Source organism: Bradyrhizobium sp. USDA 4011 (assembly GCF_054063415.1).
The window spans coordinates 3,333,023-3,348,034 of sequence record NZ_JBSSGG010000001.1; the positions used below are offsets into that span (position 1 = coordinate 3,333,023).

The 15,012-nt window shown below is 64.2% G+C and carries 12 protein-coding genes; 5 read left to right on the forward strand and 7 right to left on the reverse strand.

Going from position 1 to position 15,012, the window contains the following annotated elements; genetic code table 11:
* Positions 1–45: 45 nt before the first annotated feature.
* Both ACVW1C_RS15625 and ACVW1C_RS15630 read left to right on the forward strand, forming a co-directional pair.
* Entirely contained in the window at positions 46–1,425 is a 1,380-nt protein-coding gene (locus ACVW1C_RS15625; protein ID WP_456759178.1) for a leucyl aminopeptidase family protein, read from the forward strand.
* Entirely contained in the window at positions 1,418–2,260 is an 843-nt protein-coding gene (locus tag ACVW1C_RS15630; protein WP_456759179.1) for an NlpC/P60 family protein, read from the forward strand. Before ACVW1C_RS15625 ends, ACVW1C_RS15630 begins: the two co-directional genes overlap by 8 nt.
* A 131-nt stretch (positions 2,261–2,391) precedes the next feature.
* On the opposite strand, the gene ACVW1C_RS15635 is transcribed toward ACVW1C_RS15630, so the two are convergent.
* The 6 genes from ACVW1C_RS15635 to ACVW1C_RS15660 all read right to left on the reverse strand — a co-directional run bounded on the left by ACVW1C_RS15635 (position 2,392) and on the right by ACVW1C_RS15660 (position 10,871).
* Complete coding sequence (locus tag ACVW1C_RS15635) at positions 2,392–4,017, reverse strand: ABC transporter ATP-binding protein (protein WP_456759180.1); 1,626 nt, start codon at positions 4,015–4,017, stop codon at positions 2,392–2,394.
* 3 nt (positions 4,018–4,020) lie between these two features.
* On the reverse strand, positions 4,021–5,205 hold the full coding sequence (locus ACVW1C_RS15640) for an ABC transporter permease (protein ID WP_456759181.1): 1,185 nt from the start codon (positions 5,203–5,205) through the stop codon (positions 4,021–4,023).
* A complete protein-coding gene (locus ACVW1C_RS15645) occupies positions 5,205–6,314 on the reverse strand; it encodes a microcin C ABC transporter permease YejB (protein ID WP_456759182.1) in 1,110 nt (369 codons plus the stop codon). The genes ACVW1C_RS15640 and ACVW1C_RS15645 overlap by 1 nt, the downstream gene beginning before the upstream one ends.
* Before the next feature lie 3 nt (positions 6,315–6,317).
* The gene (locus ACVW1C_RS15650) at positions 6,318–8,189 is read right to left on the reverse strand and encodes an extracellular solute-binding protein (RefSeq protein ID WP_456759183.1); all 1,872 of its coding nucleotides are present in this window, start codon (positions 8,187–8,189) and stop codon (positions 6,318–6,320) included.
* Positions 8,190–8,205: 16 nt separating this feature from the next.
* Positions 8,206–10,107 (reverse strand): extracellular solute-binding protein, encoded by a 1,902-nt coding sequence (locus ACVW1C_RS15655; RefSeq protein ID WP_456759184.1) that lies wholly within the window; start codon positions 10,105–10,107, stop codon positions 8,206–8,208.
* A gap of 215 nt (positions 10,108–10,322) precedes the next feature.
* Positions 10,323–10,871 carry a c-type cytochrome gene (locus ACVW1C_RS15660; RefSeq protein ID WP_456759185.1) on the reverse strand — a complete coding sequence of 183 codons (549 nt, stop codon included), beginning with the start codon at positions 10,869–10,871 and terminating at the stop codon, positions 10,323–10,325.
* A gap of 199 nt (positions 10,872–11,070) precedes the next feature.
* Here ACVW1C_RS15660 and ACVW1C_RS15665 point away from each other — a divergent pair, with 199 nt between their 5' ends.
* Positions 11,071–11,811: a 3-deoxy-manno-octulosonate cytidylyltransferase gene (locus ACVW1C_RS15665; protein WP_456759186.1), complete on the forward strand. Its 741-nt coding sequence runs from the start codon at positions 11,071–11,073 to the stop codon at positions 11,809–11,811.
* A 21-nt stretch (positions 11,812–11,832) separates the two neighbouring features.
* Positions 11,833–12,693: a prephenate dehydratase gene (locus ACVW1C_RS15670; RefSeq protein ID WP_456759187.1), complete on the forward strand. Its 861-nt coding sequence runs from the start codon at positions 11,833–11,835 to the stop codon at positions 12,691–12,693.
* Here the strand turns inward: ACVW1C_RS15670 and ACVW1C_RS15675 are convergent.
* A complete protein-coding gene (locus tag ACVW1C_RS15675; RefSeq protein ID WP_456759188.1) occupies positions 12,690–13,706 on the reverse strand; it encodes an LLM class flavin-dependent oxidoreductase in 1,017 nt (338 codons plus the stop codon). The genes ACVW1C_RS15670 and ACVW1C_RS15675 overlap by 4 nt on opposite strands.
* Positions 13,707–14,096: 390 nt before the next feature.
* Between ACVW1C_RS15675 and metF the strand changes: the two genes are divergently transcribed.
* Complete coding sequence (gene metF, locus ACVW1C_RS15680; protein WP_456759189.1) at positions 14,097–15,011, forward strand: methylenetetrahydrofolate reductase [NAD(P)H]; 915 nt, start codon at positions 14,097–14,099, stop codon at positions 15,009–15,011.
* Position 15,012: the final 1 nt, after the last annotated feature.

A 15,012-nucleotide genomic window follows, 5' to 3' on the forward strand; every position in this document is an offset into this window, starting at 1 on the left:
AAAGGCGTGTTAGTCATCAGCAACGCCAGAACAGCCGAGAGCCGCATGCCATCCGTGTTCGAGACCGCCCCCACGACCGCCGTCACGCCGATCACTTTCGTCAGCAAGGCGACATGGGATGCGATCCGCAGCGAGTTGCCGGCGCCGGCGCGCCAGTTCGCGGAGGCCAATGACTTTGCGGCGAAGCCGGGCAAGGCCCTCGCCCTGCCGGCAGCCGATGGCGGCATCGCGCAGGTGCTGTTCGGCCTCGAGGATGCAGACCACATGGCGCGCGATCCGTTCCGTGCCGGCGCCTTGCCCGGCCGGCTGCCCCCGGGCATCTACCGCTTTGCCAACGCGCCGCATGACACGCGGCTTGCCACGCTCGCCTTCGCGCTCGGCTGCTACCGCTTCGGCCGCTATCGCAAGAACAAGACCCCTGAGGTCCGCCTGGTGCCGCCCGATGGCGTCGACACGGCCGAGATCGCGCGGATGGCAGACGCCGCGGCGCTGGCGCGCGATCTCATCAACACGCCGTCCAACGATATGGGCCCGGCCGAGCTCGCCGAGGCGGCGCGCGACCTCGCAACGCGGTTCGGCGCCGCCTTCAATTGCATCGATGGCGACGAGCTCGCACAGAACTTCCCGCTGATCCACGCGGTCGGCATGGCATCGACCCGCGCGCCGCGGCTGATCGATCTGAGCTGGGGCAACCCGGCCCATCCGAAGGTGACGCTGGTCGGCAAGGGCGTTTGCTTCGACACCGGCGGGCTCGACCTCAAGCCGTCGAGCGGCATGCTGATCATGAAGAAGGACATGGGCGGCGCCGCCAACGTGCTGGCGCTGGCGCAGATGGTGATGGACGCGAAGCTGACGGTGCGGCTGCGCGTGCTGATCCCGGCGGTCGAGAACGCGGTCGCCGGCAACGCGTTCCGTCCGCTCGACATCTTCAAGTCGCGCAAGGGCATCACCGTCGAGATCGGCAACACCGACGCCGAGGGGCGGCTGGTGCTCGCCGACGCGCTGGCGCTGGCCGACGAGGAGACCCCAGACCTGCTGGTCGATCTCGGCACGCTGACCGGCGCGGCGCGCGTGGCGCTCGGCCCTGATCTGCCGCCGTTCTACACCAATGACGAGGCGCTCGCCGGCGACGTCGCGGCTCACGCAAAGAGCGAGAACGACCCGTTGTGGCGGATGCCGCTGTGGCCGGCCTACGATGCCTGGCTCGACTCCAAGACCGCCGACATCACCAACGCGCCGTCAGGCGGTTTCGCGGGCTCGATCACCTGCGCGCTGTTCCTGCAACGCTTCGTCGAGCACGCGCGAAGCTGGCTGCATGTCGACATCTATGGCTGGACGCCGTCGGCAAGGCCCGGCCGCCCCGAAGGCGGCGAGTGCCAGGCCGCGCGCGCGATCTACAAATTGCTGAGCCAGCGCTATGCATGATGTCAGACTGACGCCGGCCCGCGAGGACGTCGCGGCGAAATATCTCGAGGGTAAGGTGAAGGCCGCGCGCTTCGTCGACGGCGAGACACTCGAGGTCGGCGACGCCATCGCGCCGCTGCGGCGGGCGCCGGCGGCCGATGCCGAACAGATGACGCAGGCATTCAGGGGCGAACGCGTCACGGTGTACGACCGCAACGGCGAAGGCTGGGCCTGGGGCCAGCTCGCCGATGACGGCTATGTCGGCTGGATTGCCGAGGCCGCGCTGACGGCGCCGGGCCCGGCACCGACGCACAAGGTGACGGCGCTGCGCACGCTGGCGTTTCCGGGACCGTCGATCAAGCTGCCGCCGGTCGAGGCGCTGGCGATGGGGACCAGGCTCGCAATCGCCCGCGAGGACGGCCCCTTCGCGGTGACTCGCGAGGGCTGGCATCTGCCGCGCCCACATCTCGCCTCCCTCGACACGATGGCGCAGGATTTCGTCGCAATCGCCGAGCAGTTCGTCGGCACGCCCTATCTCTGGGGCGGCAAATCGAGCCTCGGCATCGATTGCTCCGGCCTGGTGCAGATCGCGCTGACCGCCGCCGGCACCGGCTGCCCGCGCGACAGCGACATGCAGCAGGACGGGCTCGGCCGCGAATTGACAACCGCGGAATCCAAGCACCTGCAGCGCGGCGACCTGATCTTCTGGAAGGGCCATGTGGCCATCGTGCGCGATGCGACGACGATCGTGCACGCCAACGCGCATCACATGGCAACGGTGGTGGAGAACACGCACACTGCCATCGCGCGGATCAAGGCCGGCGGCAGCGAGGTCGCCGCGATCAAGCGGCTTTGAGCAAATCCATCCCCGTCATCCTGTGAGGAGTGGCGTTAGCTGCGTCTAAGGATCGACGGCCCCCTCGGGCCACGCATCCTTCGAGGCTCGCTCCGCTCGCACCTCAGGACGACGTGGAACGAGAGAGATGGCTACGTCGCCACCGTTCCCTCGCCGGCCGCTTCGATGCGGAACGCGGCGGCGAACAGCGCGCGGGTGTAGTCGCTCTTCGGGTTCTTGAACAGCTCGGAGGCCGGCCCCTCCTCCTCGACCTTGCCGGATTTCATCACGATCAGGTGGCTCGCGAGCGAGGCCACCACACGCAGATCGTGCGAGATGAACATGTAGGTCAGGTCGCGCTTGCGCTGCAGGTCGCGCAACAGATCGACCATCTGGGCCTGCAGCAGCATGTCGAGCGCACTGGTCGGCTCGTCCAGCACGACGAAGTTCGGCTCCAGCACGACCGCGCGCGCGATCGAGATGCGCTGGCGCTGGCCGCCGGAGAATTCGTGCGGATAGCGGAAGCGCCAGTCGGGATCGAGCCCGACCTCCTTCAGCGCCTTGATCACCCGCGCCTCGCGCTCTTCGCGCGACAGCTCATTCTGGTGCACCTCGAGCCCCTCGGCGATGATGTCGGCGACCGACATGCGCGGGCTGAGCGAGCCGAACGGGTCCTGGAACACGATCTGCATGTCGCGGCGGAACGGCAGCATCTGCTTGAAGCGCAGGCCCTGGATGCCCTTGCCGAGGAACACGATCGGGCCATCGGACGAGATCAGCCGGAGCAGCGCGAGCCCGAGCGTGGTCTTGCCGGAGCCGGATTCGCCGACGACGCCGAGCGTCTCGCCCTTGCGCACCGCGAGGCTGACGCCATCGACCGCCTTGATGTGGCCGACGGTCGAGCGCATCAGCCCGCGCTTGATCGGAAACCAGACCTTGAGATTGTCCGCCGATATCACGACCGGCGCGTCCGGCTGCGGCGGCGCCGGATCAGGCTTCGGCTCGGCCGCCAGCAGCGCCTTCGTATAGGCGTGCTTCGGCGCGGTGAAGACCTGTTCGACCGGGCCCTGCTCGACGATCTTCCCGTTGTTCATGACACAGACGGTGTCGGCGATCCGGCGGACGATGCCGAGGTCGTGGGTGATGAACAACAGGCTCATGCCGAGCCGGGCGCGGATCTCGGCCAGCAATGCCAATATCTGCGCCTGCACGGTGACGTCGAGCGCGGTGGTCGGTTCGTCCGCGATCAGCAGATCGGGCTCGTTGGCAAGCGCCATCGCGATCATCACGCGCTGGCGCTGGCCGCCGGACAATTGATGCGGATAGCTTTTTAGCCGCGTCTCCGGCTCAGGGATGCCGACCTGGCCGAGCAACTCCAGCGTCCGCGCCCGCGCCGCCGCACCGCTGATGCCGCTGTGCAGCGACAGGATCTCGCCGATCTGGGATTCGATGGTGTGGAGCGGATTGAGCGAGGTCATCGGCTCCTGGAAGATGATCGAGATGTCGTTGCCACGAATCCTGCGCATCTCGCGTTCCGACGATCCCAGGAGATCGCGGCCCTTGAAACGGATCGCCCCGGAGGGATGCGACGCCGCCGGATAGGGCAGCAGCCTCAACACCGACAGCGCGCTGACCGATTTTCCCGAGCCGGACTCGCCGACCAGCGCCGTGCATTCGCCGCGCTTGATCGAGAAAGAGATGCGATCGACCGCAAGCGAGCGGCCGAACGCGACGGAGAGGTCGCTGACGTCGAGCAGAGGCTGGTTGGTCGCGTCCATGCGTCAGCCCTTCGAGAACGTCTTGCGCGGATCGAAGGCGTCGCGCGCGGCTTCGCCGATGAAGATCAGGAGCGACAGCATGATCGCGACCGAGAAGAAGCCGGTGAGACCGAGCCACGGCGCCTGCACATTGGCCTTGCCCTGCGACAGCAATTCGCCGAGCGAGGGCGAACCGGGCGGCAGGCCGAAGCCGAGGAAATCCAGCGCCGTCAGCGTCATCACCGAGGACGAGACGATGAAGGGCAGGAACGTCATGGTCGCGACCATCGCGTTCGGCAGCAGATGGCGGAACATGATCACGCGGTTGGAGACGCCGAGCGCGCGCGCCGCCTGGATGTATTCGAAGTTGCGGCCGCGCAGGAATTCGGCGCGGACCAGGCCGACCAGCGAGACCCATGAGAACAGCAGGAGGATGCCGAGCAGGATGAAGAAGCCCGGCGGCAGCACCGCCGAGATGATCAGCAGCAGATAGAGCGAGGGGATCGCGGTCCAGATCTCGATGAATCGCTGGAAGCCGAGATCGATCCAGCCGCCGAAATAGCCCTGCACGCCGCCGGCGGCAACGCCGATGATCGAGGACAGGATGGTCAGCGTCAGGCCGAACAAGACCGAGATGCGGAAGCCGTAGATCAATCGTGCGACGACGTCGCGGCCCTGGTCGTCGGTGCCGAGCCAGTTGTATTCGAGGTCGCGGCAGCCGGTCAGCCCCTTCCGCTTCACCACGTCCGCGCACTGCTTTTCGGTCAGAAGCCAGGTCGGCTTCGACGGCACCGCCGTCGGCGGGTCGAGGTTGCGGCTGTCGTAGGAATAGCGGATCGGCGGCCAGATCATGCTGCCGCCCTTGGCGGCGATCTGCTTCTGCAGATAGGGATCGCGATAGTCGGCCGCGGTCTCGAAGTCGCCGCCGAAGGTGGTCTCGGCATAGGTGAACACCACCGGCCAGTAGAGACGGCCGTCATATTTGACCACCAGCGGCTTGTCGTTGGCAATGAAATTGGCGAACAGCGACAGCACGAACAGCACGAGGAATATCCAGAACGACCAGTATCCGCGGCGGTTCGCCTTGAAACTCTGCCAGCGCCGCTTGTTCAGCGGCGACGGCGAAAAGCCGCGGCGCGTGACGGGCACCGCCTCGCCGAGCGGCGATTGCGTCGAGGTCTCGACCGGCTGGGGCGCGAGCACCGTCATCAGACCTCCCGCGCCTCGAAGTCGATCCGCGGATCGATCCACATATAGGCCAGATCTGAGATCAGATTGACCACCAGTCCGACCAGCGAGAAGATGAACAGCGTCCCGAACACCACCGGATAGTCGCGGTTCAGGACGCTCTCGAAGCCGAGCAGACCGAGCCCGTCGAGCGAGAAGATCGTTTCGATCAGCAGCGAGCCCGAGAAGAAGGCGTGGATGAACGCGCCCGGGAAGCCCGCGATCACGATCAGCATGGCGTTGCGGAAGATGTGTCCATACAGCACCTGGCGCTCGCTGCAGCCCTTGGCGCGCGCGGTCATCACATATTGCTTGCGGATCTCGTCGAGGAACGAATTCTTCGTCAGCAACGTCATGGTGGCGAAGGCGCCGAGCGCCATCGACACCAGCGGCAGCGTCAGGTGCCAGAAGTAATCGATGATCTTCCAGTACCAGGGGAATTGCGACCAGCCGTCCGAGGTCAGGCCGCGCAACGGGAAGATATTGAGGAACGAGCCGCCGGCAAACAGCACGATCAACAGGATCGCGAACAGAAAGCCCGGGATCGCAAAGCCGATGATGATCACGGCCGAGGTCCAGGTGTCGAACCGAGAGCCATCCTTCACCGCCTTGCGGATGCCGAGCGGGATCGAGATCAGATAGGTCAAGAGCGTCATCCAGATGCCGAGCGACATCGAGACCGGCAGCTTCTCCTTGATCAGCTGGAGCACGCTGACGCTGCGGAAATAGCTTTCGCCGAAGTCGAACCGTGCGAAATTCCACACCATCAGCGCGAACCGCTCCGGCGCCGGCTTGTCGAAGCCGAACTGCACCTCGAGTTTCTTGATGAAATCGGGGTCGAGCCCCTGCGCGCCGCGATATTTCGAGTTGATGGCCGCGCCTGCGCCCGCGCCCTGGCCGCGCTGCGCGCCGAAATCGCCGCCGCCACCCGAGACGCGCGAGGTGCCGCCGGTGTCGGCGCCGTTGATCTGCGCGATGACGCGCTCGACCGGCCCGCCGGGGGCAAACTGCACGACCACGAAGGAGACGAACAGGATGCCGAGCAGCGTCGGCAGCATCAGGAAGATACGTCGGGCGATATAGGCGCTCATCGGCTACTTCGCCTGCTCGAGCTTGGCGGCCTTGGCCGCATCGTACCACCAGTTCTCCGGCGCCCCGACGCCCTGGGTATATTTCGCCAGCTTTTCCATATGACTGAACTGGTCCCAATAGGCGATCGGATGCGTGTTGCGGTACCATTGCGGCACCCAGTAACGGCCGGCGCGGAAGACGCGATCAAGGGCGCGGCAAGCAAAGGTCAAGTCCGCCCGCGTCTCGGCATTAATGGCCTTTTCGGTCAATGCGTCGATTGCCGGGTTGGCAATACCCGCCAGATTGTAGGAGCCTTTGGTGGCCGCAGCCTGGGACGAGAAGTAAGGACGCAGGCTGTCGCCCGGCGTCGCTGACATGGACATACGCTCGGTCGTCACCTCGAAATCGAAAGCCTCGACGCGCGCGCGATACTGCACGGCGTCGATCTGCCGGATGTTTGCATCAATCCCAAGCGGCTTGAGATTCTTGATGAAGCTGGCGTGATGGGGCTGGAACGTCGGCTCATCCAGCAGAAACTCGATTGTAAGCTGGTCGCCGTTAGGCAACCGGAGCTTGCCGTCCCTGACGACGCATCCCGCCTCGCTGAGCAGCTGCGTCGCCTTGCGCAGGAGCGCGCGGTCCTGTCCCGATCCGTCTGACACCGGCGGCACAAAGGGTTGGCCGAACACCTCATCCGGCACCTGGCCCCGGAACGGTTCGAGCAGCCTCAATTCTTCCGGCGAGGGCAAGCCGTTCGCCACCATGTCCGAATTCTGGAACGGCGAGACGGTGCGCACATACGCATCGTACATAATAGTCTTGTTGGTCCACTCGAAATCGAAGGCATAGATCAACGCCTCGCGGACGCGCGGGTCTTTGAACTTGTCGAGACGGGTGTTGATGAACCAGCCCTGTCCACCGGACGGAGTCTCGTCCGGCAATGTCTCGCGCTTGACCCTTCCGTCCTTGATGGCCGGGAAATCGTACCGCGTCGCCCAAACGCGGGCCGTGAATTCCTCGCGAAACAGATAATTTTTTCCCGTGAAACCCTCGAACGCCACGTCGCGGTCGCGATAGAATTCGTAGCGCACGGTGTCGAAATTGTAGCTGCCGCGATTGACCGGCAAGTCTGCCGCCCACCAATCCTTGATGCGGTCATACTCGACGTAACGATTGACCTCGAACTTGCCGACCTTGTACGGCCCGGAGCCAAGCGGAACTTCCAGCGTGGACTCCTCGAACTGCCGATTCGCATAATAGGCCTTCGAGAAGATCGGCAGACCCGCAACATAAAGCGGCACATCGCGCGCGCGGTTTGGCGCAAAGGTCACGATCACAGTGCCGTCGTCGGGCGCCTCGGCCTTCACGAAATCGCGCAGTTGCACCACGATCAACGGATGTCCCTTCTCCTTCAGCGTGTTGAGCGAGAAGGCGACATCCCGCGCAGTCAGTTTCGAGCCGTCATGAAAGCGGGCCTCGGGCCGCATCGTGAAGCGGTATGTGAGCTTGTCGGAAGAAATTGAAACCGATCTTGCGGCCAGGCCGTACATCGCATCAGGCTCGTCGGCCGCGCGCGCCATCAACGAGTCAAAGGTCAGCTCCATGCCCTTCGCGCCCTCACCCTTGAGGATGAAGGCGTTGAACGAACTGAAGGTGTAGAAGGACTGGTTGTAGGCACGTGTCGAAGGAATCGTCGAGAACACACCGCCCTTCGGCGCCCTCACATTGACATAGTCGAACTGCTGGAAATCCGCGGGATATTTCAGGTCGCCGAACACCGACATGCCGTGCATTTCGGCTCCGTTGTCGGCCACTGCCGGTGCAGTCCGCAAGCCGGCAGCACTCAACGCACCGATACCGAGGCCGAGTGCGTGCCGACGGGAGAATAGCGCCATGCGCGGATCCTTGAGCTTATGAACGCTTGAGCTTGGCTGCCTTGTCGGCGTCGTACCACCAGATCGCCGGGAATCCCGAGAGGCCATATTTGGGCAACTCTGCCGGACGGCCGAAGCGATCCCAACGCGCCGTGCGCAGCTTCGGATAATTCCACTGTGGAACGACGTAATGATTCCACAATAACACGCGGTCGAGTGACTTCGTCGCCGCGACGAGGTCTTCGCGATCCGTCGAAAAAATCACCCGCTCGATCAACTTGTCGATCACCGGGCTCTTGATGCCGGCAATATTGCGCGATCCGGCGGTGTCCGCGGCTTTCGATCCCCAGAATTCACGCTGCTCGTTCCCGGGTGACAGGGATTCCCCCCAAGACCCGATGACCATGTCGAAATCCCAATTGCGAAGCCGATTCTCGTATTGGATCGGATCAATCGTGCGCACGGTGATCGAAAATCCGAGCCGTTCGAGTGCCGGCTTGTAAGCCAGCATGATCCTCTCGAAATTCGGATCCTCACTCAGCAGTTCGATCGAAAACGGCTCTCCGCTCTTGGAATCCACGAGCTTGCGGTCTCGGACTTCGTAGCCCGCCTCCTTGAGCAGACGCGATGCTTCGCGGAGGTTTTCGCGGACGGCCTCGGGATTGCCGCCGACCGGGTTCGTATAGACCGTTGTGAATACTTCGGCTGGCACCTGATCACGCACGGTTTCAAGGATGGCAAGTTCCTTGCCCTGCGGCAGCCCAGTCGCCATCAGTTCCTCGGCGCCGTCAAAGTAGCTGGTGATCCGCTTGTACTGGCCGAAGAACAAAAGCTTGTTGACCTCCTCGAAGTCGAACGCGTAGTTCAGAGCGCGGCGAACACGCGGATCCTTGAATTTGGAACGACGCTGATTCGGGACGAAGGCCTGCATGATGCCTGAACTGCGGTTCGGAAACTCTTCCAGCACCACACGCTTGTCGGTCACAGCCGGAAAATCGTAGGCGGTCGCCCAGGCCTTCGCGCTGTTCTCTGTACGCCAATCGATCTGGTCGCCCTTGAACGCCTCGATCGCAACCGTGGGATCCCTGAAGTACTCGTAGCGCAGTTCGTCGAAGTTGTTGCGACCGACATTGATCGCGAGGTCGCGCGCCCAATAATCCTTGACACGCTCGAGAGTGATGGTGCGTCCGGCGACGAACTCCTTGACGCGATAGGGCCCCGATCCGAGCGGCTTCTCAAGCGTCGTCGCCGAGACATCGCGCTTGCGGCCTTCGCTGTCGGTGCCCTCCCACCAATGCTTGGGTAGGATCGTCAGTTGGCCCACGATCTGCGGCAGCTCTCGATTGCCCGGCATGTCGAAGACAAACTTCACGTCGCGATCGCCAAGCTTCTCCGCTCTCACCACATGACTGTAATAGGCGGAGAACATCGGATGATGCGTCTTGAAGGCGTCAAGCGAGAAGATCACGTCTTCTGGAGTAACCGGCGCTCCGTCATGCCATTTTGCCTGAGGACGCAAACGATACACGACATAGGAGAAGTCAGCGGGGTAACTTACCGCCTCCGCCAGCGATCCGTACTCCGTTGAGACTTCGTCGAGCGATGGTGTCGTCAGCGATTCGTAAATGAGGGCGACGCCGCCTGCGATGGCGCCTTTCACGCCCGAGACCACGATGTTGAAATTATCGAAAGTGCCGATTGCGATTTGGCGGGCGAGACCTCCCTTCGGTGCTTCCGGATTGACGTAGTCAAATCGCTTGAAGTCGGCGGGGTACTTGACGTTGTCGAACAGCGACAGGCCGTGGCGCCATTTCAGCCCGTTGGGGGCATCGTCGGCAAACGCCGGCGTGATCGCCGACAGGCCGGAGTTCAGTCCGAGCACCGGAGCGAGTGCCGCCAGCGCGCTGCCTTGAAGGAGGTGTCGTCGGGTGATCGCCAAATTCGGTCTTCCTGCTTGCGGCCCCGGTTACATGGGACCCAATATAAGGCAACGGTTCGACAAATTACGTTGCTTTTTCCTCATGATATTGGCCCGGGAACAATATCGGTGCGGCGAAACGTCCCGATAACAACCCCGCGACAGCGGATTCCTCATGCGAAAACGGCCAGGCATTGCCTGGCCGTTTCATCCGCGTGCGTGCGCGAAGCAATTCGTTACTTCGAAGCGGTCGGGAGCGGAGCCGGATGCTCCGAGTTCGAATTCAGATAGGCGATGATGTCGGCGCGCTCGCTGTCCTTCGGCACGCCGGCGAAGCCCATCGCGGTGCCCGGGACGAAACCCTTCGGGTTGGTCAGGAACTTGTTCAGGTCGTCGAAGGACCAGTCGCCGCCCTTGCTCTTCATCGCGGCCGAGAAATTGAAGCCACGGCCTTCGCCCTTCTTCTCGCCGACGATACCGTAGAGGTTCGGACCGACGCGGTTGGGGCCGCCCTTCTCGAAGGTATGGCAGGCCTGGCACTTCTTGGCCGCCGCCGCGCCCTTCTCGACCGAAGCGGTCTGCAGCAGCTTCTCGATCGGCTCGGAGGCCGCCGCAGCGGCCTCACCGCCACCGCCATGGGACTCTTCCTTCACCGCGATCTCAAAACCCGGCTTTTCCGGCAGCTTCGCGGAAAACACCGATCCGGCGGCAAAGCTCATCACCAGGACGACGATGCAGGTGCCGAGAATCGCACCGAGGATTTTGTTGAGTTCGAAGGAGTCCATTTCGGTCAGGCTCCGGGCCTTGAATGTCGACTTCAGGCCGGGAATACGGCCGCGGGGAAAGACCTGGGAATCGGCCTTATCGCACCGCCCCAAGCAGGGTTGAGATATCGGTTTGCCCGCGCTCTGGCAACCCGTATAAACGCGCCGAATTCAACCTCCTCGCCGCCAATTTCCGCAGGCCGGACGGGCCCCGACACGAATGACCCAACCCCGTACCTTGGTGCTGATTCCGGCCCGCATGGCCGCCACGCGCCTCCCCGGCAAACCGCTGCTCGATATCGCGGGCGCGCCGATGATCGTCCATGTGCTGCGGCGGGCCGAGGCAGCCGGGATCGGCCGGGTCGCGGTCGCAACCGACACGCCCGAGATCGCGGCCGCAGTGAAGGCTGCGGGCGGCGAGGTGGTGATGACCCGCCCGGACCATCCCTCCGGCTCGGACCGGATCCATGAAGCGATGACGATCCTCGACCCGGACGGCGCCGCCGAGATCGTGGTCAATCTGCAGGGCGATTTCCCGACCATCACGCCCGAAACGATCCGCAGCGTGATGCCCCCGCTCGCCGACCCCACGGTCGACATCTCGACGCTGGCCTCGCGCATCCATACCGAGGAGGAGGATCTGGCTCCCAGCGTCGTCAAGGCGGTCGGCTCCCCGATCGGCGCCAACCGGCTGCGCGCACTCTATTTCACCCGCGCCACCGCGCCCTACGGCGACGGACCGCGCTACCACCATATCGGCCTCTACGCCTACCGCCGGGCTGCACTGGAGCGGTTCGTGCGGCTGCCGCCCTCGCCGCTGGAGCAGCAGGAGAAGCTCGAGCAGCTGCGGGCGCTGGAGGCCGGGATGCGGATCGACATCACCATCGTCGACACCGTGCCCCGCGGCGTCGACACCCCGGCCGATCTCGAAACCGCCCGGCGGATACTGGCAAAAGCCTAAGCCGCTGCTAAAAGGCCACCCATGACCAAGAAGCTGAAAATCGCGTTCCAGGGCGAGCCTGGCGCCAATTCCCATATCGCGATCGCCGAGGCCTATCCCGACGCCGAGCCGATGCCCTGCCCGACCTTCGAGGACGCGCTGGCCGCGATTTCCTCGGGCGAGGCCGATCTCGGCATGATCCCGATCGAGAATTCGGTCGCCGGCCGCGTCGCCGACATCCATCATCTCTTGCCTGCCTCGGGCCTGTTCATCGTCGGCGAATGGTTCTTGCCGATCCGCCACCAGTTGATGGCGGTCAAGGGCACCAAGCTCGCCGACATCAAGAGCGTGGAGAGCCACGTCCACGCGCTCGGCCAGTGCCGGCGCATCATCCGCAAGCTCGGCATCCGGTCGATCGTCGCCGGCGACACCGCCGGCAGCGCCCGCGATATTTCCGAGCGCGGCGACAAGAGCGTGGCGGCGATCGCCTCGCGCCTCGCCGCCGAAATCTATGGCCTCGACATTCTCGCCGAGGACATCGAGGACGAGGCCCACAACACCACCCGCTTCGTGGTGCTGGCGCGCGAGGCCAAATGGGCTGCGCAGGGCTCCGGGCCGCTGGTCACCAGTTTTGTTTTCCGGGTGCGCAATCTGCCCGCCGCGCTCTACAAGGCACTCGGCGGCTTCGCCACCAACGGCGTCAACATGACCAAGCTCGAAAGCTACATGGTCGACGGCAATTTCTTCGCCACGCAATTCTATGCCGATGTCGACGGTCATCCTGACGACCGTGGGCTCGCCTTCGCGCTGGACGAATTGAAGTTCTTCTCGCGCGAATTCCGCATCGTCGGCGTCTATCCCGGTCATCCGTTCCGCGCGACCTTCAGCGAAACGCAGAGCTAGGCCACTTTCTTCTGCAGCCCGAACGCCTCCGCAAGCAGGCTGTACGACTTCTTTCGCGCCGCGTGATCGTAGACCGCGGTGATCACCATCAGCTCATCCGCCTGGCTCGCCGCGAGCAGCGGCTCCAGCTTCGTCATCACGGTTGCGGGGCTGCCGACGAAAAGTCGCGCGCGGTTGCGCGCGATCGAGGCGCGCTCGGCGTCGGTGTAGGGATAGGCCTCTACCTCCTCGACGCTCGGCAGCGGCAGATACTGGCCGCGATCGCGGCGCAGCCGGTTGAGATCCATCGACATCGCCAGCCGCTCGGCTTCCGCATCGGTCTCGGCCGCGACGACGGCGACCGCCAGTATCGACTGCGGCGTCGCACGCCAGCCCGACGGCTTGAAATGCGCACGATAATTCGTCATCGCCGCGATTGCGTCGTGAGTGGCAAAATGATGCGCGAACGCAAAGCCCATCCCGACCTGCGCGGCAAGCTCGGCGGAATAGTCGCTCGAGCCGAGCAGCCAGATCGGCGGCAGCGGCGAATCATCCGGCATCGCCACCACATTGTTGTAGGGATGGCCGGCCGGGAAATCGCGTGTCTCCCAAAGCGTCAGCTCATGCAGCCGCTCGAGGAAATCGTCGCCCTCGCGGCGATCGAGCCGGCTGCGCAGCGCGTAAGCGGTGGCGCCATCGGTGCCGGGCGCACGGCCGAGGCCGAGATCGATGCGGCCGGGAAACAGAGCCTCCAGCATCTTGAAGCGCTCGGCGACCACGAGCGGCGCATGGTTGGGCAGCATCACGCCGCCGGAGCCGACGCGGATATGCTGCGTCACCGCCGCGATCTGCCCGATCATCAGATCGGGCGCCGGGCTCGCGACGGAGGCGAGGTTGTGGTGCTCGGCGAGCCAGTATCTGACGTAGCCGAGACCGTCGACATGGCGCGCCAGGTCGATGCTGTTGCGGAGCGCAGCGGCGGGCCTGGTGCCTGTGGTGACGACGGACAGGTCGAGGACGGAGAGCGGGATCATGGCCGACAACCTAATGTGGCGCCACGAGGCGACAAAGACGCCGGCCGCGCAGACCAGTCCCGCACCGGAAAGTCGGCGCCGGTCATCGCGACTCTTGGGACGAAATACGAAGATTCGTTGACATGCGACCCTGCCCACAGCCGATTCGGGCATCCAACCACTTCGGTGTAACTTTTTTATTCATATAATTCAATCAATTAATTCCATTGTTCGCTGATTGAATGCGCAGCCCACCACTCGTCCTCGACCGCTCATTTTGAGCATATCTTGGTCGTCAATGGGCAATTTCCCATATCCGATGGGCTGTTTTGGCCCACCGGTTTCGCCTATCTTAGGGCCTCCATAGCCAGGCCGGACGTCTGCCCTCCAGTTGCGGAGCCCTTGCGTATCATGACCGAGACCATTTCCTCCCTGCCGAACGGGCAGCGCGCGCCGAAAACGCCGAAAATCTCCTTCGAGTTCTTCCCGCCGAAGACCGAGGAGATGGAGCGCAGTCTCTGGGAGACCATCAATCGCCTGGCGCCGCTGACGCCGAACTTCGTCTCGGTCACCTACGGCGCCGGCGGCTCGACCCGCGAGCGCACCCACTCCACCATCAGCCGCATCCTCCGCGAGACCGATCTGCTGCCGGCCGCGCATCTGACCTGCGTCAGTGCCTCGCGCGGCGAGATCGACGAGATCGTCGATCGCTATCATGAGGTCGGTGTCCGCCACATCGTGGCGCTGCGCGGCGATCCGCCCGGCGGCATCGGCACGCCCTACTTCACCCATCCCGACGGCTACCAGACCTCCGCCGAGCTCGTCGCCGCCATCAAGAAGCGCCACGCCGACATCGAGATCTCGGTGTCCGCCTATCCGGAGAAGCATCCGGAAGCCGCCGATTTCGACGCCGACATCGACACGCTGAAGGCCAAGGTCGACGCCGGCGCGACGCGCGCGATCACCCAGGTGTTCTTCGACAACGACCTCTACCATCGCTATGTCGACCGGGTGCGCGCACGCGGCATCGAGATTCCGATCGTGCCCGGCATCATGCCGATGCACAATTTCAAGCAGGCCCGCAATTTCGTGACGCGCGCCGGCACCAGCGTGCCGGACTGGCTCGCCGAGAAATTCGAGGGCCTCGACAACGACGCCGAGACCCGCAAGCTGGTCGCCGCCACCGTTGCCGCCGGCCAGGTGCAGAAGTTGTTCAAGCACGGCGTCGACACCTTCCACTTCTACACCATGAACCGCGCGGACCTCGTGTTCGCGATCAGCCACCTGCTCGGCATCCGGCCGACCGGTGCCCAGAAAGCTGCCTGAA

Bases quoted from the DNA above. Each gene is read 5' to 3' on its own strand.
- ACVW1C_RS15665 (WP_456759186.1), top strand. From the start codon at position 11,071: ATGACCCAACCCCGTACCTTGGTGCTGATTCCGGCCCGCATGGCCGCC.
- metF (WP_456759189.1), top strand. From the start codon at position 14,097: ATGACCGAGACCATTTCCTCCCTGCCGAACGGGCAGCGCGCGCCGAAA.
- ACVW1C_RS15650 (WP_456759183.1), bottom strand. From the start codon at position 8,189: ATGGCGCTATTCTCCCGTCGGCACGCACTCGGCCTCGGTATCGGTGCG.
- ACVW1C_RS15625 (WP_456759178.1), top strand. From the start codon at position 46: ATGCCATCCGTGTTCGAGACCGCCCCCACGACCGCCGTCACGCCGATC.
- ACVW1C_RS15675 (WP_456759188.1), bottom strand. From the start codon at position 13,706: ATGATCCCGCTCTCCGTCCTCGACCTGTCCGTCGTCACCACAGGCACC.
- ACVW1C_RS15630 (WP_456759179.1), top strand. From the start codon at position 1,418: ATGCATGATGTCAGACTGACGCCGGCCCGCGAGGACGTCGCGGCGAAA.
- ACVW1C_RS15645 (WP_456759182.1), bottom strand. From the start codon at position 6,314: ATGAGCGCCTATATCGCCCGACGTATCTTCCTGATGCTGCCGACGCTG.
- ACVW1C_RS15640 (WP_456759181.1), bottom strand. From the start codon at position 5,205: ATGACGGTGCTCGCGCCCCAGCCGGTCGAGACCTCGACGCAATCGCCG.
- ACVW1C_RS15670 (WP_456759187.1), top strand. From the start codon at position 11,833: ATGACCAAGAAGCTGAAAATCGCGTTCCAGGGCGAGCCTGGCGCCAAT.
- ACVW1C_RS15660 (WP_456759185.1), bottom strand. From the start codon at position 10,871: ATGGACTCCTTCGAACTCAACAAAATCCTCGGTGCGATTCTCGGCACC.
- ACVW1C_RS15635 (WP_456759180.1), bottom strand. From the start codon at position 4,017: ATGGACGCGACCAACCAGCCTCTGCTCGACGTCAGCGACCTCTCCGTC.